Below are 22768 nucleotides of genomic sequence, written 5' to 3'. Positions count from 1 at the left end.
CATCATAACGCCTCCGACGCCTTGCCTGACGCGACGGTCAGGCTGGACACCAGGTCATCCCGCTGCGGCATCAGCACGGCCTTCAGTTTCCGGCGCGCCCGTGCCAGCAGGGATTCCAGTGCTTCCACGCTGATGTCCAATTGCTCGGCAGCCTCAATATTCGTGAAGTCCTGAAAATGGCAAAGCTCGAGCGCCAGCCGCTGGCGCTCGGGCAGCGTAGCAATCGCGTCATTCACTGTGAGGCTGGCTTCGCTTGCGATCATTTCATCATCAGCCGGCATCCGGCTGTCTTCCATTTCCGGCGGCGAATCCATCGCCGTCTCCCGTTTCTTTCGTAGCCGGTCGAGACAAAGATTTGTCGCAATCCGACTCATCCAGCTTTCCAGGCGCGCGTGCCCGGGCTTCCAACGCGCGGCGGCATTCCAGGCACGGATAAAAGCATCCTGTGCCACATCTTCGGCCTCGGCCGGATCGCGCAACATGCGACGCCCGATAGCCAGCATCAGCGGCAGGGACCGTTCCATCAGCTCGCGAGCCGCACCCCTGTCGCCCGAAGCGATGCGGCGCATCAGCGCCGCATCAGCCTCGATTTGTGTCTCTGCCGGTCCGGAACCGGATTGAGAGAAGGATGGCATGCCCGATCTTCACCCTTTCAGCCCCGGACACTACGAAGCGGAGACTAGTCCCGCCACCAGAAACGCCGCCCCTCGCGGCGATCCCGTGCATTTTCGACGGCTGCATCAAGCTCGTCTGGCGTGATCACATCGTCCTCATTGCTGTCCAGACGGGCAAAGATGGCATTTTCACCACCCATGAACTCGTCCCGCGAAATCTGGCCATCACCGTTCGCATCGCGCGCTTCATGGCGTCGGCCTCCACGGCCACCATGATGGCCACGCCGGCCTTCTCCACCCTCCGACATACGCTCGGCATGGATGGCGGCCATGCGCTGCTGCATGGGCGAACGATCCTCTGACGACAGAACCCCGTCGCCATTACGGTCCATCCACTCAAACATTTCTGCCTGCAGGCTTTCAACTTCAGCACGGGTGATGTTGTTGTCACCATTCGCATCGGCAGCGTGCAACATCATCATGGCGCGATGAGCGCCGCCGTGACGGCCACCATGGCCGCCGGGGCCACGATGCTGGGCATCGGCAGCCGCTGCCATCACAAGAGAGCCAGCCAGGCCGGCAAGGATAAGGGAGGTTTTCATTTCAATCTCCAGGTTTTGATCTCGCACACCAGCTAACGAACCGCGGACGCGTATCCGTCGCTGCTGACTGCAGATTTCCGAGACAATTTTCGAAAACGCTACGAACCTGAATAGCTGACGCCTCTACATGGCGGGAAAGATCGGGAAGGGATTCCTGCCCGGCCAAATGGGCCAGTCGCCGCGAGAATGCATTCGACGCAGATTCCGGATCAAATCCCGAGCCATGGGCCGTGCGAACGATCTGGGACAAACCCGACCAGAGCCGCGCAGCATCCGTAAGCAACTCGGCCTCTTCGGGATGAATCATTGTGGCCTCGCAAAGTCTATCGACCTGACTGATCGTATCGAGCCCGCGTACAAACTGGTTGGTCTGGGCGAGCAGTAACTGGCCGGTCTGCGCGAGGAATTCGATATCGATAATGCCACCAGCGCGCCGCTTCAGATCCCAGGGGCCTTTGGCCGGGCGGTCACGCTCCATTCGCCGGCGCATATCCAGCGCATCGGTTACGATCCCGGCCGGGTCGGCCGGTTGCGACAAGGCGGATTCGATATTCGCGTTGATCCGTTCGATCAGCTCTGCGCTTCCCGTAATGACGCGAGCCCTTGTCAGCGCCATTTTCTCCCATGTCCAGGCGCTGTCCCGATAGTAATCCTCGAAACTGGACAGGCGTACAGCGACGGGGCCGGCCTTCCCGGACGGCCGAAGCTGCATGTCGGTTTCATACATGCTCCCTTCTTCCGTCGGAGAAGACAGCGCGCTGACAAACCGTTGCGCAAAGCGCGTGAAATAGGGCGGCGCCTCATCACCTGCATCCGCAGCCGGATCATAGATGATCATCAGATCGAGATCGGAGTCGGCGGCAAGCTCGCGGCTACCAAGCTTGCCCAGCCCCAGAATGGCAACCTCGCCTGGCGGCTTGCCATAGCGCTCGACGACTTGTGCCAGGGCGACATCCTTCATCGCCGCCACTGCAATTTCAGCGAGTCGCGCAAAAGCATTGCCAGCCACGCCGGCATCCGCGCGCCCGACCAATAATTGAGATCCGATGCGGAAACGTTCCTCCCGTACCAGACGCCGGGCTCTGTTCATCGCATCTTCCGGACCAGTCGATTCAGCCATCTGGAATGCCATCCGCTCTTCGACATCGCCCGGCGGGTCATCCTTCAGCGGTCTGGAAAAACGCGCATCCAACATGACATCAATCGCCGCCGGGCGCTGCGCCAGCGTCGTCGCCATGCGCGGTGCCAGCCCGATGATAGCGACAAGCTCGCGCGCCAGGTCTGGCTCGTTTTCCAGCATGGATAGAGGCTGGACGCCCATCGGCAGGCCTTCGATAAAGGCGGCAAACCGCGTGAAGGCAGAATCCGGCTCTCCGGTATCCGCCATGGCCCGAAGCAATCGTGGAGCGACGCGGGTCAACACCTGCCGGGCGCGCGTCGTCCGGAGGGCGCGGGCTTTACCGGCCAACCAGGCATTCATGCGGGTCCAGGCGGTTTCGGGAAACTGGAATCCCAGCGAGGAAAGCGTCTCTATTGTCTCTGCCGTCGGCTCGACACCCGTAAAAACCAGGCTGCCCAGATCGTCAGCCAGACTCTGGCCCGAAGCAAATTGCTGTGAGAAATGCCGGTGAACACCTTGCAGCGTATCCGAGACCTGCTCATCGAGCGCCGCAACGTCCTTCATGCCCGACAATATCGCTATGTCGCTGCGCTTATCATCGCTTGCCGGCAAGGTCTGGGTCTGCTCATCCGCCACCATCTGGATTCGGTGTTCGACCTTTCGAAGTGTCCTGTAGGCTTTGCCCAGCTCTTCTGCGGCAGGCGTTTCGATGACACCGGCCGCTGCGAGGTCACTGAGCGCGCCATAGGGAGAACGGTTACGTAATTCCGGTAGCCGGCCGCCCATCACCAATTGCGGAATCTGGGCATAGAATTCTATCTCCCTTATCCCGCCGCGTCCGAGTTTCAGGTCGTGACCGGCGGCACGGATCCTTGCGCGATCTCCAATGGCCTGGATCTGCCGCGCCAGCGAGTGGATATCCTCGACAGCGGCATAATCCAGTGTCCGCCGCCAGACAAAGGGCTTCAGGGAAGACAGGAAATCATTGGCCGCCACAGGATCGCCGGCACAGTATCGCGCCTTGATATAGGCAGCCCGCTCCCAGTTCTGGCCGAGCGACTCATAGTAATTCATCGCTGCATTGACCGACATGATCGGCGGCGTAGCCGACGGGTCGGGGCGCAAACGCAAATCCACGCGGAAGACATAACCGTCAGCGGTGACATCGTTCAGCAAGCGCGACAACGACTTGATCAGGCGCTGAAGAACTTTACCGGGATTATCCGCAACAAGCGGGGTCAACTGCTCCGGATCGAAATAAGCAACAAGGTCTATGTCACTGGAAAAATTCAGCTCCTCGGCGCCCAGCTTGCCCAGAGCAAGGATAAAGACGCCGGGAAGAGGGTTTTCGCTGTCCGCGACCTCGTCGAATTTTCCGTCCACAGCCCCGAGGCGGGTCAGGCCGCGAAGCGCCGCACGCACACAGGCATCGGCGATCGCCGACAGACGACGCGCTGCATCCATGACATTCATCGCACCGGACAATTCCGAAAGCGCCAGAACAAGGTGCGCGTCGCCCTTCAAACGGCGAAGTGACTGACCGAGCACGTCTTCCGAGACAGCGTCCTCACCGGCCGCCCGGATACCGGCCTCGAAACGGTCAAGCAGGATCTCCGGCGCTTCGCTGACCATATCCCGAAGCAACGACTCCCGCTGGCGGGCCAGACGCAACAGATAGGGAGAACAGGCGAAGATCGTGTCCAGAAACGCCACATCCGCGACGCCCAGGCTTTCCGGGTATTCCGGACAGGCTGCAGGCGGCTTTTTCTCGGGAAGATCGGCAGTCCGCCGGGCAAAGAGCGTTTCCGAAGTCGGCATACCGCAAGCGTTACCGCTTTGCGTTCAATTTCAAGCGCTCTTTTTGACTTGCGGGAAAATCAGGGCGATCCGCAGGCCCGTGCCCGTTCCGTCATGGCTGCCGGGGCCATCATCCAGCACCAGCTCTGCGCCATGCACATCGGCGATCGCCTTGACCAGGCTGAGACCAAGACCCGATCCGGGCTGGTTGCGCGATTTTTCAAGACGGACAAAACGCTGGGTAACGCGCGACCTGTCGTCTGCCGGAATACCGGGCCCTGTATCTGTCACTGAAATCTCGGCACGCCCGTCGCTGGATCTGCGCAGACGGAGCTGGATCGCACCGCCGTCGGGCGTGTATTTCGCCGCATTATCCAGCATGTTGGCCATGGCCTGCGACACGAGGTTCTTGTCGCCGCGGATCTGGATATCACCCTCGATTTCCATCCCGAATTGATGGCCGGTCTCTTCGCAAACCGGCTCGTACAGCTCGCCAATATCGGCGACCAGAGGAGCCGGGTCGAACGTTTCGAAACTGTCGCGGCGCTCACCCGCCTCGATACGGGAGATGCTCAGAATGGCGTTGAACACTCCCAGCAGCTCATCGGAATCCGCCAGGGCCTGTTCCAGTGCGGCTTGCCGGCTTTGGCTATCGCCATCATCGCGGATGGCATCTTCCAGACGGTTTCGCATCCGTGTCAACGGAGAGCGAAGATCGTGAGCAATGGAATCACCGACATTGCGCATCCGGTGCATCAACTCTTCAAGCCGGTCGAGCATGGAGTTGAAATTCGAGGACAGCTCATCGAGCTCATCACCCGACCCGTTGCGTGGCGCACGGCGGGTCATATCACCGCGCATCACGGTTCTCGCAACGGTATTGACCGCGTCCAGGCGACGGGAAAAGCGGCGGCTGACAACGACGCCCGATATGACGCCCAACGCAATCACCAGGGCAGACGCCAGAAGAATGGCGCGCAGCATCCGGCCAATCAGCCGGTCTTCATCCTCGACATCAACGCCGATAAAAACCGTATAGCCATCGCCGATCGTCACGGCGCGCGCGCGGGCACGGCGGCTGTCGCGTTCAGCTTCCTCGCCATCGACCGGCGACCGGCCATAGACAAAGTCCAGCCACCCTTGCTCGCTGCGCGGCGCATCGGGCATGCCGTTGAGATTGCCAGACAGCAGCCGTCCGCTAGGGTTGATCAGAAGATAGAGAACGTCGCTACCACCCACCGTGCGCTGCAGGATATAGCGATTGACGCCCTCAATTCCGGAATCCTCGAACCGCCGTTCAACGGCCGCCAGCTCGTCATTGATGACAGCATCGGTCCGGCGCAGGGCTGCACCGGCCGATGCCGCATAGACAAAAGCCAGAATGAGGAAACTGGACAGGGCAAACAGCGCCGCCGACAGGAGCGTCAGGCGAAAGGCAGTCGTTCTGACAAATGACGGCAGTCGCCGTGTCATCCCCCGCTATTCTCCCGTTCAGGCCTGAAGCCGGTAGCCCGCACCCCGAACCGTATGCAGGAGCGCATCATCAAACGGCTTGTCGATCTTTGAACGCAGCCGCGAAATGTGAACGTCGATGACATTGGTCTGGGGGTCAAAGTGGTAGTCCCATACCTTTTCCAGCAACATGGTGCGCGTCACGACTTGCCCGGAATGCTTCATGAGAAATTCCAGCAGACGGAATTCCCGCGGTTGCAGCAGGATTTCTTCGCCACCCCGCATGACCTTGCGCGCCAGCAGGTCCATTTCCAGATCGCCGACCACCAGCTTTGTACGAACTGTTTCCGGGTCGCGGCGGCGTGCCAGCGCTTCGATCCGGGCCAACAATTCGGCGAAGGCATAGGGCTTGACCAGATAATCATCGCCGCCGGCCTTCAGCCCTTCAACGCGGTGGTCGACCTCGCCCAATGCCGACAGGATCAGCACCGGAGAAGAGATGCCCTCATCGCGCAGGGTTTCGATGACGGACAAACCGTCGAGCTTCGGCAGCATGCGGTCAACGACAAGAATGTCGTATTCCGCCGAGCGGCCCATTTCGAGGCCTTCTTCACCGTCAGCCGCATGGTCAACCACATGGCCTGATTCCTTCAGGCCCTTGCGGATGTAGTTCGCGGCTTCGCGATCGTCTTCGATAATGAGAATGCGCATATCCCCGCCTTTCCTCGCTAATGCGCCTAGGCGCGTTCCAGTTGAAGCGCCACATAGCGCTGGCCGGCGGCCCCCTGGACCAGCAGCAGGATAGCGCTGCGGCCATCACGGCGGGCCTCATTGATGGCGGCACGGAAATCGTCGACCGTTTCAAGCGTTTCGCCACCGGCTTCACGGATGACGTCGCCCGGACGAAGGCCTTTCTGTGCAGCTTCTCCGGCCGGATCGAGATCGACCACGACCAGGCCTGTAGCTGCACCGTTCATTCCATTGACGCCGAGCCGTTCCATCACGGTTTCATCAGCCGGACGAACCTGCATGCCGAAGAAATTCACCTCGGCCACATCCTCGTCCTCGACCGATTGCATACCATTGAGATCTTCCTCACCGGGACGATCGCCCAATGTGGCGCGGACGACGATTTCGTCCTCATCGCGGATCACATTGAAGGTAACGTCCTCACCCGCGGCGAAGCTGCCGACACGTCGGGTCAGCGCCGCAGATCCGTCAATCTCTTCACCGTTCACGGCCGTGATTACGTCCATCCGGCGGAAGCCGGCCCGGTCTGCCGGGCCGCCAGCAACGATCGAGGACACGATCGCACCGCGCGGCTCTTCCATGCCGAGGCTCTCGGCAATATCCGCCGTCACATTCTGGATCTGTACACCCAGCCAGCCACGAGCCACACGACCATCGTTCATCAGCTGGTCGACAATCCGCGCCGCTACTTCGGACGGAATGGCAAAACCGATACCGACATTGCCGCCTGACGGTGAGAAAATCTGCGAGTTCACACCGATTACTTCGCCATCCAGGCTAAAGGTCGGGCCACCCGAATTTCCTCGATTGATCGGCGCATCGATCTGCAGGAAATTATTGTAGACATTGGTCGGCAATTCCCGGCCGGTCGCCGACACAATACCGGCTGTCGCCGTACCACCCAGTCCGAAGGGGTTTCCGACAGCCACCACCCAGTCACCCACGCGGATGTTCGGGTCGCGGTCCAGCGTCACAAAATCGAATTCCACATCATTCGCCTCGACCCGCAGCAGCGCGAGATCTGTCAGTGGATCGGTTCCCATTACCTCGGCGGGATATTCATCGCCATTCGAGAACGTCACCGTGATCTCGCTGGCATTCTCCACCACGTGATTATTGGTAACGACATGCCCCTCGGACGAAATCACGAAGCCCGAGCCCAGCGAGCGGCCTTCACGCGGGGTCTGGAACTGGCGCGGCTGGTTGGGGAATTGACGTTCGAACCATTCACGGAATTGCGGTGGCACGCCGTCAAAATCAGGCGCGACCTGGCCGTTGGGAACAGGCGCCACAATCCTCGCATTGATGGACACAACGGACGGACTTACTTCCTCGATCAGGTCAGCGAACGACATCGGCGCGCCATTCGGTACAGCCGCAGCAAATCGCGGCGTTTCCGTATCCTGCGCAAATGTCATCGGACTGGCAAAAGCCAGCGATGCGGCAGCGGCGGAAACAACGGAAACAAGACGCAGACTTGAAATCATTGGAATTTGATCCTCTATCGACCCGGTTGACATCAGCCCGCAATGTGGGGCGCAGCGAATATCCTCAGGATGTCCGCTTTCTTACGAAAACATTACGAATGGTAGGATTGCTCGTCTAGTCAACGAGCTGGGTTTCGACCCGGATCTCGCCGTTCAAAGTTCTGTGAACCGGGCAACGATCAGCAATCTCCATCAATCGCTGGCGGTCACTGTCCGACAAATTCCCCTCGAGCCGGACCTCTTTCCAGAACATGTCGATCTGGGCGTCCTCGCCTTCCTTGCAGGAATGGCAATCCTCAACATGAATCTTCTTGTGCAAGACGCTAACGGTGACCCGGTCCAGTTTCATCTTCTTGTGGTCCGCATACATACGAATGGTCATGGAGGTGCAGGCTCCAAGGCTTGCAGACAGAAAACCGTAGGGATTCATGCCGGTATTATCGCCGCCGAAATAGACCGGCTCATCCGCCATCATGACGTGATCCTGGTCGACCACCCAGGTCTGGAATTTACCGAGCCGGGTTTCCTGCACGACAATACCGTGAGGAACGGGTTTTGGCGGGGCTGGCCGGGGATCTGGCGCTGCATATTTGTCTGCCCAGGCTGAAACTATGTCGGCGACATGGTGAGCATCCCCGGCGTTCGACAGCAGATGATCCGCATTGTCGAGGCTGATAAAGCTTTTCGGATGCTTTGCTGCAACAAACAGACGGGAAGCATTATCTATCCCCACGATCTCATCGACCGGCGAGTGGCAGATCAGCAAGGGACGTTTCAGCTTGTCGGCAGCGTCTTCCAGCGAATGACCAGCGATGTCATCGAGGAATTGCCTGGTAACCCGGAATGATCTTCCCCCCAGAGAAACCGTCGCCTCTCCCTTCTGCTCGATTTCCGACACCTGCGCGGAAAATTGCCGGGTGACATGCTCGGCATCGGCGGGTGCACCGATTGTAACCACCGCCCTGACCGAGGATATCCGATGAGCTGCCGCGATCACGGCAGCTCCGCCTAGGCTGTGACCGATCAGGATGACCGGCGACTCGTAACTGCTCTCGAGAAATTCAGCGGCCTTCACAAGATCATCAATGTTCGAGGAGAAATTCGTGTTGGCAAAATCACCATCTGAATCACCGAGGCCGGTAAAATCGAAACGCAGAACGGCAATGCCGTGTTCAGCCAGCCGGCGGGCGATACGTGACGCGGCGTGAAAGTCTTTCGAGCAGGAAAAGCAGTGTGCGAACAATGCATAGCCGCGAGGATTACCGGCCGGCAGTTCCAGTTTCGCCGACAGAATATCTCCCATTGCTCCAGAGAATTCGACCTTTTGCGATTGCGGCATGTTCTTCTCCTCGCCTGAAACAGCGGATCGGCCCATTGGCAATGGTACCGCAAGACAAAGCGGAATCACGCTGTCTTCAGCGCTTTCGCGATGCCAGGCCAATCAGGCCGGCTCCCGCCAGCAATAACAACAGTGGCGCGAGATACAGCGGCAGGGTCTGCGCATTCAGGCGCGGCCGCATCAACACTTCATCACCATAGGTCTGCGCCAGGGCAATGCGAACCGAATCCGGATCGGCTCCGGCGCCAATCTGGTTCCGGACAAAAGCCCGCATATCCTGCGCAAGCGCCGCATCGGAATCGGCGATCGACTGGCCTTCACACACCACGCAGCGTATCTCGCGCATCAGCTCTGCGGCCTCGCGTTCCTGCTGGGGTGAAAGCTGGGCACCCTGAAGAAGCAGGCTGGCCAGCAACAGCTTGATCATGATGGATCTCCCCTGCCCGTTTGATCCAGTGCCCGCGAGACGCTGGCTGCCAGACCGCCCAGAACGATCAGGAAAGCCCCCAGCCCCAGAAGCCAGACCATCGGATTGAACGATGCGCGAATTTCATAGGCGATTTCGCCATCATCCCGCGCCCGCGGCTCGCCCAGGGAAACGTAGAGATCACCGTCGAGACCACTCCGGATGGACACTTCCCGTGTCGTTGTGTCGGCGGCAGCGTAGAAACGCCGTTGTGGGCGCAGCTCGCCGCCCGGCTCCACATCAAGACGCGCTTCATCGGCAAGATAGTTGGCGCCGTCCGCCCTCCGGACACCTGTCAACTCGAGCTGATATTCGCCGACATTCATGCGTTCGCCCGTCGCCAGCGTCGCGACGGTTTCCGGCTCACCCGTGGAATCCGCGACAGCTCCGAGTGCGATGGCGACCACACCTGCATGCGCGAGAATCCGGGCCGCCAGCCCTGCCTTTGCTGACGCCAAGGCGACGGTCCGGTGCTGCCATAGATCGGCAGCCAGCCCGGCGAGCGTCCAACCCGCCAGCGCCGCTGCTGCGATCGCAACCGGGGAGCCGCCAATCCATCCTGCCCACACACCGGCCACGACACCCGGCAGGATCCAGACGCTGGCCCGCAGAGCCAGCGAACGATTCAGTCCATTCTTCTTCCAGGGCAGGAAGGGCGCCAATGGCAACAGGATCAGAAGCGCTGCAAGAAGCGGCGTCGCCGCCAGGTTGAAATAGGCCGCACCGACAGAAATCCCGGTGGCCCCCAGCGCCGTGGCCAGAAGTGGATAGAGCGTTCCGATCAGGACGGTTCCTGCAACAACCGTGAGCAAGAGGTTGTTCGCGCCGATGAAGGCTTCCCGGCTGGTCAGCGCAAACCCGTCGCCCTGCCCCAGTAATTGGGACCGGAAAGCAAACAGGCTCAGCCCGCCACCGGCCAGAATGGTCATGATGGCAAGGATCCAGAGCCCGCGCTCGGGATCGAGAGCAAAAGCGTGCACAGATGTCAGAACGCCCGAGCGAACGAGGAATGCGCCGAGCGTCGACATGGAAAACGCGATGATCGCGAGGAAAGCGGTCCAGCCCGCAAAATTGCCGGACTTTTCAGTAGCAATCGCCGAATGGATCAAAGCGGCCGCAATCAGCCACGGCATGAAGCTGGCATTCTCGACCGGGTCCCAGAACCACCAACCGCCCCAGCCAAGCTCGTAATATGCCCACCAGGCACCCAGCGATATGCCTGCCGTCAACGCCGTCCAGGCGACCAGCGCCCAGGGCCTCAGGGCCGCTGCAATCGCTCGCCCGCCACGCCCCTCAATCAGGCCGGCAACCGCCAGCGAGAATGCCGCCGACAGGCCGACATAACCGATGTAAAGAGTTGGCGGATGTATCGCGAGAGCCGGGTCCTGCAGGATCGGATTGAGCCCGGCACCACTGACCGGGACATCCAGCTCGCGCATGAACGGATTGGACGCAAAAACCAGGAATCCGAGAAAGAGTAACTGCAGTCCACCCTGGATCGAGACGGCACGGATCCTGAGCGCCGGATCGTCTTTCAGCGCAAATCGCGACAGTGCCGCGCCGACGCCGACCAGCAGAAGACACCAGAGCAACATCGAGCCCTCATGTCCGCCCCAGGTCGCTGCAATCTTGTAGAAGAGCGGTTTGTCGACATGCGAATGGTTGGCCACGTAGGCCACCGAGAAGTCCGACTGCAGAAACAGGGTGATCAGCAGAACAAACGCGACCGCGACCCCGGCAAGCGCCGAATAGGACGAGCGGCGGGCAATCGCAGCGGCCATGCCGGTCGGATTGCCAGCGGCCAGCCAGCCGGACACCAGCTGCAGAACCGACAGGGTAAGGCCCAGCGTTATGAGGAAATGGCCAAGTTCGGATATCATTCGTCTTCGTCACCCTGCCAGACACCACTCTCCCGAAGCGCTTCCTCGACTTCCGGCGGCATGTAGGTTTCATCATGCTTGGCCAGAACCGTGCTGGCCTCGAAGAGCTCCGGCGAAACGAAAGCCCCCTCTGCAACAATTCCCTGCCCTTCCCGGAACAGGTCCGGCAGCGAGCCAGCATAGCTCACCCGTATGGTTGCCGCGCCGTCCGTAACAGTAAATCGGGCTCCGCCGCTGGATGGCAATTCGACGCTGCCGTCCTCGACCAGACCGCCAATACGGATCCGCTCACCGATGGCCGGTGGGGACGCTGCGACTTCGGTCGGGCTGTAGAAAAGGACGATCGCATCACGCAGGGCAAACAGCGCCAGGCCAATGGCCCCCGCCAGTACAATCGCGGCCACACCGACCATGATCAATCTTTGTGTGCGAGCTCTCATTCGCTTTCGTCCTCATCGATGGCCAGTGCCGCCAGCAGGATATCGAGTATCACCATGGCGCCCTCATTATCCGAAAACGTCTCCCGCGCCTCCAGAAGAACACGCCCCGCATCCTCATCCTGCCCCATCATCCCGTAGGCGCGTACAAGGCGGAGCCGGTCGGCAAATCCCGCTTCGCCGCTGTCGGTCCGCTCCTGGAGGCGGGCAATCATACCGACAATGCGTGTCCGCGGATCGAAATCCGGATCATCCGCTGCGGCCGCTACGGCTGCAGCATCCACACGCGGCTGGGACAGCATTTGATAAACCTGCTGGGCAATCAGGATGCGGTAAGGACTGCGCGCATCGAGGCGGGCAATCAGATCAAGCCAGCGTGTCTCTGCGCTTTCGACGTCATCCCGCTGGAAATCAGCCAAACCGAGGAAGAAAGCCGGTTCCGGCAAATCTGGATCGAGCCGGTTGGCTTCCTCGAATGCGGAAACCGCCTCGGCTGTCACCTGGCCCTGATTGAGATTGATGAAGGTTTCGCCCAGATAGGACAGTGTGCGCGCGTCCAGTTCCAGACGGAGGGAACGCTGGAAGGCATTGATGGCTTCCAGTTCCCGCTCGGAACGCGCCAGCATTCGACCCAACTGTGTCCACGCCTCGGCATTCGTCTCGTCTTCGCGGATCAGATCACGCCAGCGCTCTTCCCGCTGGGCGGCCGTGAGCATGGACGGGTCGGTCTCCATTCTGGCATTTGCCTGCCGGGCATAAGGGGCCCCGGCAAATCCGGGCTGTCCACTCGCCAGGTAAGCGGTCGCCGCCACGAGCACCACGCCGGCTGTCAGCACCGGCGCAAGCCAGCGGCGCGACTGACCGGCAGCTGGCCATGCCGCGAAAGCGGCCATGGCAAACCCGATCACAGCGGCAAGGACGGCAAAGATGATCATTATTCCGGGCGCCTGAAAACGAGGGACAGATTGTTGGATGGCATCTCTATACGCTCCTCGAGCGCGAAACTATGGCGCTCGAACAGACCGGTCACCGCGTCAAGCGAGCGCACACCCCACTGCGGGTTTCGTTGCTTCAGACTGACATCGAAAGCCAGATTGGACGGCGCTGTAGCCGCCCCTTCGAGAAACGGGCCATAAAGAAAAACCAGTCCTCCCCGAGCCACCAGAGTCTCAGCACCCTTCGCCAATCCCTCTGCGACAACCCAGGGCGAGATGTGGATGACATTGCAGCAAACCAGCGCATCGGCCGTGCCGGGTCCGGTTTCCCATCCATCCGTCGACGCATCGATTTCAACAGCGTCCTGCAAGCCAGCGATTTCACGTGCGCGTGCACTCGCGCTGGCGCGCGCGGCATCATCCAGATCGCTTGGCAACCAGCTGATATCGGGCCGCGCCATACAGACCGCCTCGGCATGTTCGCCGGTGCCGCAGCCGATTTCGACGACGCGAGCGCCTTCGATCAGTCGCGGCGCAAGTATATCGCGTATGGGACCGGCATTACGTGCGGAACTGGGCGCATAAAGCTTGCCACCACTCTGCTTGCGGTCTTCCAGCGCAACGGTCTTTGCGGGGGGTGTCTCTGCCATGCCAGCGGGATAGGCACGGATGACCTGGGACGCAAGGAAATCAGGCGGCGTTCGCGCGAACCGCGACACTGCGCCGCTGGATCAGCTCCGCATTTTCCTCGTCGTTGAAGGCACGCATGTAGCGCACAATCAGTTCAATCGCCTCGGCTGCTCTTTCCGCTTCTTCGCCTTCGGCTGCACGCAGGACTTCAAGAAGGTCGCGGACGCATTCGTCCATTTCAGCCCGGACAAGGTCTGCAGCATGTTTTTGAGAGCTGCCTACGGCTGCCTGGCTCGCCCAATCGGATGTTGCAGCCAGGAAGCAGAGCGAGGCCTCGGCTTGCGCCGCTGCTTCTGGCTTTGGCATGGGGCCGGGCTTGGCAAGGCCGCGCTGGCCCTTCACCGGATGGGGTATGGCACGAGGAACCGTCTTTTCAACCTGCTTGAAGAAATCTTCCAGTGCAGCAGAGGCTTTGGCACGAATGGCAAACAGCGTCTTGCCCCAATGACCATCCTTCCGGATGCCGAATTCGCGGGTCATGCCAACCGAAACCTTGACGAAAGCGGCCACCGCATCACCGGCTTGACGTGCCTCCTCCATGGTCTGGGGAGATTTCAGGAATTTTGAAGCATGGAAGTCGGCATTCGCCAGCACCAGATCGCCAATGTCCGCGAGATCCGTGCGTGAGACCAGAGAATCATCCGCCCGCCCGCCAATCTTGGCCACGATCCGGAAAATCTGGGCGGTTTTCTCCAGCCGGGCTGTCAGAATCTTGAGGAACCAAAGGCTGGCAGACGGCGCGTCATTGCAGATCTCGTCATAGGTGTCGCGGGCGCGATTGACGATCTCCGGCGTAACGTCCCCGATCTGTTCGGGAAACGGTTTCAACGCTGTATGGAGCACCTGATCATTTTGCAGCAGGCAAGCCGCATCTGCCAACAGCGCCTTGAAGCCTTTGCCAAAAGTCTCGTCCAACTGCCGCCGGACAGCTTTTTCGTTTTCGCTGCGTTCAGCAAGACGCTCGACAGCAGCAGCGGCTTCCTCGCGCCAGCGTCCAGCCGCCTTTTGATCACCCAGATCCTTCGGCACCTCGATCTGATCCAGTTCGGCCAGATTGTAGAGGGCTTCCAGATCGGCGGTGGAAAACCGCGCATGGGTCGGCGGCAGGTCTGCCGAGCCGGTTACGTCAGAGAAAATCCGGAACAGCTTGGCGCGGACCTTGTCATCAGGTGCAGCCGGCAATTCTGCATCCAGCAGAGCAAAAACATCTGCCAGCTTGCCCGACGGACCGGCCGCAGCGACAAGCTGCGAACGCAGGGCAGGCGTCAAACCCGACCACAGGGCCGTCAGGCTTCCAAGCTGTTTTTCCGACAATGCGGCCATGGCTACACCAGTGTTGCAGCCTTCAGGTTTAGGGAAACATCGTTAACCGCTATTTATCACGATTTCCCGGGAGGATGAGACGGGCCGACAGGCCGCCAGCGTCTGCAACCCCCAATTCCAGCTCACCACCATAGACGCTCGCCAGATCGACAACGATCGAAAGACCCAGCCCCGTCCCTGGCGCCTCCTCGTCGAGTCGAACGCCGCGCTTCAGCGCCTGTTCGCGCTGAGCGGCATCCATTCCCGGACCGTCATCCTCGACGGATATGAAAATATTGCCGTCATCCCGGACGCCATACTCGATCGTAACAGCCGATGCTGCCCACTTGCAGGCATTGTCAGCCAGATTGCCCACCATCTCCTCAAGGTCCTGGCGTTCGCCCCGGAAATCGAGGCCCGGCATACCCTCTGCCGAAACGCTTTTGCCCTGGCGGGCGTAGATCTTGTTCAGTGTGCGGGAGATGTCATCGACAACACGGTCGACCGAACAGCGTGCGCCAATGGCTTTGGCATGAGCTGCGGCGCGGGCCCGGCGCAAATGATGGTCGACCTGCCGCGACATAGTCTCGGTTTGTCGCCGGACCAGCTTGGACAGATCACCATTATCCATGGAGGTTTCGTTGATCAAAACGGCAATCGGCGTCTTCAGCGCGTGAGCAAGATTGCCGACATGAGTGCGGGCCCGCTCCACGACTTCCCTTGAATGGTCCAGTAGCGAATTGAGCTCATCGCCCAGCGGCTGCAGCTCGACGGGAAAGTCTCCCTCGACTTTCTGGCTGCGCCCCTCGCGGACATCGGCGACGGCTTTCTGCATCGCAAAAACCGGCCCCAGACCGATCCGGACCTGAAGGATCACACCGGCCGCAAGCGCAATACCAAAAACCAGGAATATCCCGATGGAGACCATGGCAAACCGGCGCACTTCGGCGTCTGCCGGGCGCCGGTCCTCTGCGGCGAGGACAAGGATCTGGCCACCATCGCCTGGCAACTCGATTGCCTGGCCTATAACCCTGAGGAGCTGACGATCGGGTCCCTTGACGTCATAGGTAACCGGCTGACCGAAATTTTCGATCAGCCGCGAGGCAAAGCGCGGTTCAACCTCGATAGGTTCATCCCAGACGGAGCGGGAATTACCAACCACAGGCCCCAGCCCTTCCGGGCCAAGGCGATTGATCTGCCAGTAACGTCCCGAAAAGATCCGCTCATACCGGGGGTCAGGCGGCAGGCGCGTAGGCTCAATCCCGCCGTCTTCAGTCGGTTCGGCTGTCGCGACAATATTGGAAACAGCTGCCGTCAGCCGGTCATCCAGCGTCCGCAATACGGATTCCCGGAACAGGGCCGTCAGGCCGAGAGCCGCGACAATCAGGGCAACAAGGATCAGGATTGCCGACGTGGCAACCAGCCGCCGGACCAGCGATCGGCGGGCCGGTTTCACGCGGCCTTGGCGTCAGGATCGATCAGCCGGTAGCCGAGCCCGCGCACGGTCTCGATTCGGTCCGATCCGATCTTCTTGCGCAGACGGCCGATGAAAACCTCGATCGTGTTGGAATCCCGGTCAAAGTCCTGATCGTAGATATGCTCGACAAGTTCGGAGCGGGAAATCACGCGGTCCTGATGGTGCGCCATATAGCTGATCAGGCGGAACTCGTGAGAGGTCAGCTTGACCGGCGCACCTTCAATGAAAACACGCGCGCCACGCGTATCGACCGACAATTGTCCGCAATCAATGCTGGAGGATGCATGTCCGGCCGCGCGGCGGGTCAATGCCCGCAGGCGCGCCAGCAATTCCTCGGTATGAAACGGCTTGGTCAGATAGTCGTCGGCACCGGCATCAAAGCCCGCAACCTTTTCGCTCCAGCGGTCTCGCGCCGTCAGGATCAGAACCGGAAAGTCGCGGCCATCATTGCGCCAGCGCTCCAGCACCGTCACACCGTCAATCTGCGGCAAGCCGAGATCCAGGACCACAGCATCGTAGGGTTCGGTATCGCCAAGGAAATGTCCGTCTTCGCCATCGGTCGCGGAATCGACCGCATAGCCGGCATCCGTCAGCGCACGTTCCAGCTGGCGGTTCAGATCGGGATCATCTTCAACGATCAAGACTCGCATGTGCGGCCTCCCTATCTTTCGTAAAGTATCTGGCCGGTGCGGGCATCAACAACCACGTCGATACGGCGCCCTTCACGGGTCAGAATCTTGATGATGTAACGGGGCGAACCACCGCGCTCGAGTTCGGCATCAAGTACATCGGCACCAGGGTAACGGCTGCGCACGATGGATATGACTCGCAGAGCGGGCAAGACGTCGCCGGAATCACGCGCATCACGGGCCTGACCCGAAGACAGACGGTTCTGCATATTCTGGGTCGTTGCTGCCGCAACAGGGCCACTGATCGCTGAAGCGGCAATAATGGCCCCCGCGAAACCGGCTCGTATGACGTCTCTTCTGTTCATGAAGCGAGTTTTGCCTGTCCGTCACTGAACGCGCGCTGAATGAACAGATAATCAGATTTTTATGTTTTTGCGAGGGTTGTAACCCGTTGGGGGAATCCATGTCCGCAGCCGATCAGCCAGGTCATCATTGTCAGGGACATCAACCAGCAGTCGCACGATCTGATCCCCGGCAGCCTTTCCCGGCTTCTGGATTCCGCGCCCCTTCAGTCGCAACAACGTACCGGACGTCGAGCCGGGGGGAACCTTCAGATCGACATCACCATGCAGGGTCGGCACCCGCACCTTGGCGCCGAGCACGGCCTCCTGGATGGAGACCGGAAGATCAAGCCGCACTGTATCACCATCGCGGCTGAACCAGCGGTGCGGCCTGGTATTCAGCGTGATCAGAAGATCTCCGGACGGCCCGCCATGATGTCCGGGCTGACCTTGCCCGCCCAGCCGCAGCATTTTTCCATCCTCAACCCCTGCCGGAATTTTGACGTCGATCTTGCGGCCGTCCGGCAATTGCAGCCGGTGTGAGCCGCCACGCCCGGCCAGGGCGAAGTCGATATCCAGCGAGGCTTTGAGATCACCGCCCTTCATCGCCCGGCTGCTGGCGCCGAAATCATTGAAAAGGTCGGAGAAGATATCGGTGAACTCGCTGCGCCGCGCATGACGCGAAGACCGGAAATGGTGATGACCCGCCACTTCCTCACCATTGGCGTCAATCTCGCCGCGATCATATCGCGACCGCTGGGCCGGATCGGACAGCAGTTTGAAGGCAGAGCTGACCTGCTTGAATTTCTCCTCGGCCGTCGCATCACCCGGATTAGCATCCGGATGGTATTGCTTGGCCAGCTTGCGATAGGCCTTGCGGATATCGTCTGCTGACGCCGACTTCTGGAGTCCGAGAGTTTTATAGGGGTCGCTCATCACCCCACAGCTGCCGGAATCGGCAGGAATTGGCAAGCTGGCTAGACAATGATGTCCAGCCGTGCAGCCGATCCGGCACCGAAAGTCGGCGACACCTGCCGCACTTCTATCGAAAACGCCGGAACAGCTTGTCCGGCCCTGGCATCCAGATCCTCGATCAGAATGGTCGCACTCGTTTCGCTGGTAAGCCATTCATGGATCACCGCATTGCCGAATTCGACCCGAAGCGAATACAGCTCTTCGTCTTCGCCAAGCGGAATTTCCGATGAAACCCAGTCATCCCAGTCTTTTCGCGACCGGCGTATCCAGCTGATCGATACGCCATCCGCCAGACGGTAATCCTTGAGATGACAGGGCGCGCGCGGCGCCAGATCGGCACCGTCATATCGGTTCGTTTGGAGCGAATGCAGCGCATCATCCGGAATGATTCCCGCGGCCAGCCCGGCAAAAGACATATCAAGCCCCCGCTCCGCAGTTGGCAGCTCCAGCTTCTGCACAGCTTCGTCCAGCAAGACAGCCCGCACGGGAAGGCTCAAGTCGGAAAAATCGATATCGCTGTCAGAAATCAGGCGCGCCAGACGGTATGTTCGCTCTTCCGACAATTCGGCGCGGACGAAACTCGCCACCCGCCACCGCGCACCGTCGAACAGGGCCAGCCGGTCGAGCCGGTCTTGCGCCCGCGTCAGGGCGGTGTCGATCCGCGCCAGCTTTTCATCGAGCAGCGGGTCGGCCGCCGATTTTGCCTCGATCTCGTCGAGCCGGCGGTCATTGGCATCCTTCAACGCTTCGAAAGCGCACAGCACCTCGCCCAGCGCCGCACGCGTTTCCGCCGACGGCGCCGCCATCTTCGTTTCCTTGGTCATCCTAACCTTTCAATTTCAACATGGTTTTCACCGCGCCCGTTCGCGCGTTACGCGAGCAGCGGAAAATGTGTTAACCTCCATTAACCATAGAAAGGCTGGGGAGGTTTTCCGTGCGTCGACGTTCTTTGTTTGCGGCAATGGCCGCACTGTTTCTGGGGCTGTCCGGGGCTGCGCAGGCCGCGCCCGAGATTGCCGCTTCCGTATTACCCAATGGCCGTTCCGTAGCCGTGGGCAGTCCGGCAACCGCCTATGCTGTGATCGCCAACACCGGCGATCAGACCGCCACCGGCTGCAGTATCAGCCTCGCCGGCCATAACCAGGCTCCCGCCACGCTCACTTATCAGACCGCAGACGCCAATTTGCAGCTGACCGGATCGGCCAACACCCCGGTTGATATTGCGGCGTCCACCAACCAGTTTTTCGTCATCTCGGTGACGCCAACCAGCGCTTATAGCGGCCCGGTCGCATTGAATTATGCCTGCAACAATGCCACCGCGCTCGGTCAGCCCGGCGTCAATGATCTGCAACTGGTCGCCGAGACCGGAGGAACCGTAACCGATATCCTGTCGGTCTCGCTGACACCATCGAATGACGGCGTGGCGCGTATCGCCACAGTGGGCGGCTCCCAGGTCATGACCATCGCTGCCGTCTTCCCGGGTCCCGGCTCGGCAACCGCCAATATCCGGGTCACTCCGGAAGTGACCGGCTTTGATGCCACTGTAGCCAATCTCGAAATCTGCGAGACGGATTCTGGCGGCACCTGCCTTGGTGCGCGGGCGGCGAATGTCGACACCACCTTTACCCAGGGCACGGTCAAGTTCTTTGCCATCTATGTCACTTCCCCGGGACAGGGGGGCATTCCGCTTTATCCGGATCTGACGCGCGTTCGCGCCGTCTTTTCCGATCAGCCGACCCCGCCCCTCCCGGGTGTGGATGCACCGCAGGCCAATGAGCCCGTCCGGTCCATCACCAGCTCGGCCCTGACAGCACCGGCGCCGGCCAATGCTGACACCAGCGGTGCCGGATTCTACCGTTTCCGCATTCGCGACATGATCAATGACCCGACCGGCTCCTACATGGACTACGGCGAGCTGGTGGTTCTGCCTGACGGCACAGCCGTCGGCGCCATGACGATCATCGAAGGGGCGACGCCCTACCGGCAGGTATTCACATTGTCGGACGGGGCTTTCGATCCGAACGCTTCCAGCGGTCCGATCTTCGGAGGAACGCTCAATCTGTTACAGACGCCGGATGGCGACGCCGGGCTAAGCGCTCCATTCACGATGACCTATTCACCGGCCACCGGAATGCTCGGCCAGTTCAATGGCAATAACGCTGCCAGCCTTCCCGGCGTTGACGCGCCATTCTTTCTCAAAAGATCTCAGCTGGCCTTCACCGGGCTGATGATGTCGCAAGTCTTCCTGCCGGTGGCTCTGCTCACAACGGCCCAGCTGTCCGGCACCTACAATGCCGTGGACCCGTTGACCCTTGCCGCCATTGGCGATCTGGTCATGACCACAAACCTTTTGACCGCCACGCTGGTGCTTGGCGGACAAAGCTGCAATCTGGAGGGTTCCTATCAGCTGCAGCAGCTGGTTTCTGCCGTCGTGCTGACCAGCCTCGTTGTCACCGGGTGTGCCCTGAATGGTAATTTCGGAGCCGTCGGCGTGCTCGATACGGTCACGCAGTCCGACTACATCCGGCTTCAGCTCTACGTGTACAACCAGCTGGTCGGCTTCATGCTTCTGGCCACGCTTCGCCGCAGTGCGCAGGATTACGGCGAACCCGGCGCCTATGTCTTCATTCAGCCGGAGACCAATTGAGCCTGCCGCAGCCTGGCTTGTGGCAACATCGGGAAGGTGACGATCGAGACCTCCCACAGATCGATCTGCTTCAGATAACGCCCGCCTGACGGGCGTGACGTGAATTGCTCGGTCCGGAATCCGATGGACAATCCATCGACGGCCCCTTCGCGGATCAGCGCCGCGGTGGCTTTTCCCCGTGGCCCGGCGGCCAGAACCCGGCCGCGCACAAAAAGACCCTTGGCGTCTTCCCGGATCTCGTCCCAGACGCCGACCGGCTCGCCGGCATCATGCTGGAACAGCATCCGCACGCCTCTCGCGCCACGAAGCCGCAAGGCGCGCTGGAAGGCGCCAGCCTCCACCACATCCCGGTTCAGATCAGCAAAGCCAAACAGGCTGGCATAGCCTTCAATGCGCAGCGGCTCGCGCCCTGCGGTCTCATCCAACATCACGATCTCCGCTATCAGTCTCTGGCGTCGAGCCGCCGCTCGATGCGGCTCAGGGATTCTCGCGCCTGCTGGATCTGGACCTCCAGTCGCGCCAGGCGTTCGCTCGCCGTGGCGTACAGCGCGGCCTCGGCTTCCAGCCGGTCCAGCCTTTCACTGGCAGCCCCGGCCCAGATCAGCGCACCACCGGTCTGCATGACCAGCGCAAACACGACGCCCAGCGTCACCGAGCGTTCCAGCCGCCAGCCGGTCATGACGCCTCCGGCAAGCCCAGCAGATGGCGCTTCTCGGTATCTGTCAGGAAGCTGGCAACGCTCACCCTCGCCCAGTCGGCTGCCCGTTCTCCGGCCAGCGCCGGGAGCGAGGACATGTCGGGTTCAATCCGGAAATCGGCCGCATACCAGGGCCGCAGCCATTGCGTCAGCGCTTCAGCGGTCCGCCGCACCAGCGGCAATACGGTCTGACGCCAGAAAGCCAGATTGGCTTCCTTGTAGTTCGAATAGGTATTGTCGCCGGGCAGTCCCAGAAGCAGCGGCGGCACGCCGAATGCCTGCGCGATCTCACGCGCGGCCTCGCGCCTGGCCTCGATGAAATCCATGTCCGCCGGCGACAGTGCCATCGGCTTCCATTCCAGCCCGCCTTCCAGCAGCATCGGCCGGCCCGCATTGGCGGGCCCGGTATAGGCCTCCATCAGCTCGGCTTTCAGACGGTCGAACTGGTCTTCCGTCAGATTGCTGCCCTCTCCGGCGTTGAAAACCAGGGCGCCCGACGGGCGTGCGGCATTATCCAGCAATCCCTTGGCCCAATGGCTCCCGGCGTTATGGACATCGACAGCCGCAGCGGCGGCCTCCAGCGGGCTCAGCCCGTAATGATCATCGCCGGGATGAAACAGGCGGGTATGCAGGATCGGCGAGCGGCCACTGGCCCGGTCGCGGGCGAACGTCACCTTCCGGCCATTGGCGGCATATTCCCAGCCGTCCGGCCATCCCCGCTTTCCGGGCAATACCCGCATCCGGTCGGGCCGCAGCGAGAACAATTCACGCGGTTCGCCGTCCAGCGCCGCCAGCTCGGCATAGGCATTCCCGGCAATCTGCAAATAGCCGTAATGGGCCTCCAGGAATTCCTGGGCTGACTGGTCCGGATTGGGCCGCGCCAGCAGCCCGGAAACCGGATGATCGCGCCGGCCCTCTGCGATAATGGAGAGCGGTGTCGAGGCGGCCGCTCCGGCTATCAGCCGCACACAGCGGTGCACAATCGGATTGCGCGCAAAGCCCTCGCGCGTCAGCGCTGCATAGTCTCGTAACGGCGACGCGGGTCGTGATCCGAGAGCCAGGGCGATGAGCGGTTTGGCCGCTGACGTCTTGGTGGTCAGCCCGAACGTCCGGGCAAGTTGGTCCAGCATG

Annotated in this window: 22 protein-coding genes; 1 reads left to right on the top strand and 21 read right to left on the bottom strand. The window is 60.9% G+C overall.

Translation table 11 applies throughout. From position 1 onward, the window contains the following. Positions 1-2: 2 nt before the first annotated feature. The 18 genes from V0U79_RS11905 to V0U79_RS11820 all read right to left on the bottom strand — a co-directional run bounded on the left by V0U79_RS11905 (position 3) and on the right by V0U79_RS11820 (position 19117). Entirely contained in the window at positions 3-635 is a 633-nt protein-coding gene (locus tag V0U79_RS11905) for an RNA polymerase sigma factor (RefSeq protein ID WP_330199738.1), read from the bottom strand. Positions 636-679: 44 nt separating this feature from the next. Further along, positions 680-1216, bottom strand: a complete 537-nt coding sequence (locus V0U79_RS11900; RefSeq protein ID WP_330199737.1) for a hypothetical protein — start codon at positions 1214-1216, stop codon at positions 680-682. Position 1217: 1 nt separating this feature from the next. Beyond that, positions 1218-4154, bottom strand: coding sequence for a bifunctional [glutamine synthetase] adenylyltransferase/[glutamine synthetase]-adenylyl-L-tyrosine phosphorylase (locus V0U79_RS11895; protein WP_330199736.1), 2937 nt, complete (start codon positions 4152-4154; stop codon positions 1218-1220). Between the two features lie 30 nt (positions 4155-4184). Continuing rightward, positions 4185-5606, bottom strand: a complete 1422-nt coding sequence (locus V0U79_RS11890) for a sensor histidine kinase (RefSeq protein ID WP_330199735.1) — start codon at positions 5604-5606, stop codon at positions 4185-4187. An 18-nt stretch (positions 5607-5624) separates the two neighbouring features. Beyond that, positions 5625-6296 carry a winged helix-turn-helix domain-containing protein gene (locus V0U79_RS11885; RefSeq protein WP_330199734.1) on the bottom strand — a complete coding sequence of 224 codons (672 nt, stop codon included), beginning with the start codon at positions 6294-6296 and terminating at the stop codon, positions 5625-5627. 26 nt (positions 6297-6322) lie between these two features. Then, positions 6323-7822, bottom strand: a complete 1500-nt coding sequence (locus V0U79_RS11880; RefSeq protein ID WP_330199733.1) for a Do family serine endopeptidase — start codon at positions 7820-7822, stop codon at positions 6323-6325. A gap of 115 nt (positions 7823-7937) precedes the next feature. Further along, positions 7938-9161, bottom strand: a complete 1224-nt coding sequence (locus V0U79_RS11875; RefSeq protein WP_330199732.1) for a bifunctional alpha/beta hydrolase/OsmC family protein — start codon at positions 9159-9161, stop codon at positions 7938-7940. Between the two features lie 76 nt (positions 9162-9237). Further along, positions 9238-9588, bottom strand: a complete 351-nt coding sequence (locus V0U79_RS11870) for a cytochrome c-type biogenesis protein (protein ID WP_330199731.1) — start codon at positions 9586-9588, stop codon at positions 9238-9240. Further along, on the bottom strand, positions 9585-11507 hold the full coding sequence (locus V0U79_RS11865; protein WP_330199730.1) for a heme lyase CcmF/NrfE family subunit: 1923 nt from the start codon (positions 11505-11507) through the stop codon (positions 9585-9587). Before V0U79_RS11865 ends, V0U79_RS11870 begins: the two co-directional genes overlap by 4 nt. Further along, a complete protein-coding gene (gene ccmE / locus V0U79_RS11860) occupies positions 11504-11947 on the bottom strand; it encodes a cytochrome c maturation protein CcmE (RefSeq protein ID WP_330199729.1) in 444 nt (147 codons plus the stop codon). The genes V0U79_RS11865 and ccmE overlap by 4 nt, the downstream gene beginning before the upstream one ends. After that, a complete protein-coding gene (locus tag V0U79_RS11855) occupies positions 11944-12879 on the bottom strand; it encodes a tetratricopeptide repeat protein (protein ID WP_330199728.1) in 936 nt (311 codons plus the stop codon). Before V0U79_RS11855 ends, ccmE begins: the two co-directional genes overlap by 4 nt. Further along, entirely contained in the window at positions 12879-13529 is a 651-nt protein-coding gene (locus tag V0U79_RS11850) for a DUF938 domain-containing protein (RefSeq protein ID WP_330199727.1), read from the bottom strand. The genes V0U79_RS11855 and V0U79_RS11850 overlap by 1 nt, the downstream gene beginning before the upstream one ends. A gap of 40 nt (positions 13530-13569) precedes the next feature. Then, positions 13570-14892 (bottom strand): hypothetical protein, encoded by a 1323-nt coding sequence (locus tag V0U79_RS11845; RefSeq protein ID WP_330199726.1) that lies wholly within the window; start codon positions 14890-14892, stop codon positions 13570-13572. A 49-nt stretch (positions 14893-14941) separates the two neighbouring features. Then, positions 14942-16327, bottom strand: coding sequence for a sensor histidine kinase (locus V0U79_RS11840; RefSeq protein WP_330199725.1), 1386 nt, complete (start codon positions 16325-16327; stop codon positions 14942-14944). Then, positions 16324-16998: a response regulator transcription factor gene (locus V0U79_RS11835; RefSeq protein WP_330199724.1), complete on the bottom strand. Its 675-nt coding sequence runs from the start codon at positions 16996-16998 to the stop codon at positions 16324-16326. The genes V0U79_RS11840 and V0U79_RS11835 overlap by 4 nt, the downstream gene beginning before the upstream one ends. Positions 16999-17009: 11 nt before the next feature. After that, positions 17010-17342 (bottom strand): PepSY domain-containing protein, encoded by a 333-nt coding sequence (locus tag V0U79_RS11830; protein ID WP_330199723.1) that lies wholly within the window; start codon positions 17340-17342, stop codon positions 17010-17012. Positions 17343-17393: 51 nt separating this feature from the next. Next, positions 17394-18254, bottom strand: a complete 861-nt coding sequence (locus V0U79_RS11825) for a DnaJ C-terminal domain-containing protein (protein ID WP_330199722.1) — start codon at positions 18252-18254, stop codon at positions 17394-17396. A 41-nt stretch (positions 18255-18295) separates the two neighbouring features. Further along, positions 18296-19117, bottom strand: coding sequence for a hypothetical protein (locus V0U79_RS11820; RefSeq protein WP_330199721.1), 822 nt, complete (start codon positions 19115-19117; stop codon positions 18296-18298). Positions 19118-19227: 110 nt separating this feature from the next. On the opposite strand from V0U79_RS11820, the gene V0U79_RS11815 reads away from it, so the two are divergent. Then, positions 19228-20940, top strand: a complete 1713-nt coding sequence (locus tag V0U79_RS11815; RefSeq protein ID WP_330199720.1) for a hypothetical protein — start codon at positions 19228-19230, stop codon at positions 20938-20940. On the opposite strand, the gene V0U79_RS11810 is transcribed toward V0U79_RS11815, so the two are convergent. Genes V0U79_RS11810 through V0U79_RS11800 form a run of 3 tightly spaced genes read right to left on the bottom strand, consistent with a single transcriptional unit; the run spans position 20922 to position 22767 of the window. Further along, the gene (locus V0U79_RS11810) at positions 20922-21368 is read right to left on the bottom strand and encodes an HK97 family phage prohead protease (RefSeq protein ID WP_330199719.1); all 447 of its coding nucleotides are present in this window, start codon (positions 21366-21368) and stop codon (positions 20922-20924) included. The two genes, V0U79_RS11815 and V0U79_RS11810, sit on opposite strands and share 19 nt — an antisense overlap. A 14-nt stretch (positions 21369-21382) precedes the next feature. Further along, entirely contained in the window at positions 21383-21619 is a 237-nt protein-coding gene (locus tag V0U79_RS11805) for a hypothetical protein (protein ID WP_330199718.1), read from the bottom strand. After that, a complete protein-coding gene (locus V0U79_RS11800) occupies positions 21616-22767 on the bottom strand; it encodes a phage portal protein (RefSeq protein WP_330199717.1) in 1152 nt (383 codons plus the stop codon). Before V0U79_RS11800 ends, V0U79_RS11805 begins: the two co-directional genes overlap by 4 nt. Position 22768 lies beyond the last annotated feature (1 nt).

It is taken from the genome of Hyphobacterium lacteum, from assembly GCF_036330345.1.
GTDB lineage: Bacteria > Pseudomonadota > Alphaproteobacteria > Caulobacterales > Maricaulaceae > Hyphobacterium > Hyphobacterium lacteum.
The sequence above is the reverse complement of the archived record's forward strand: the minus strand, read 5'-3'. Positions and strand labels throughout refer to the sequence as shown.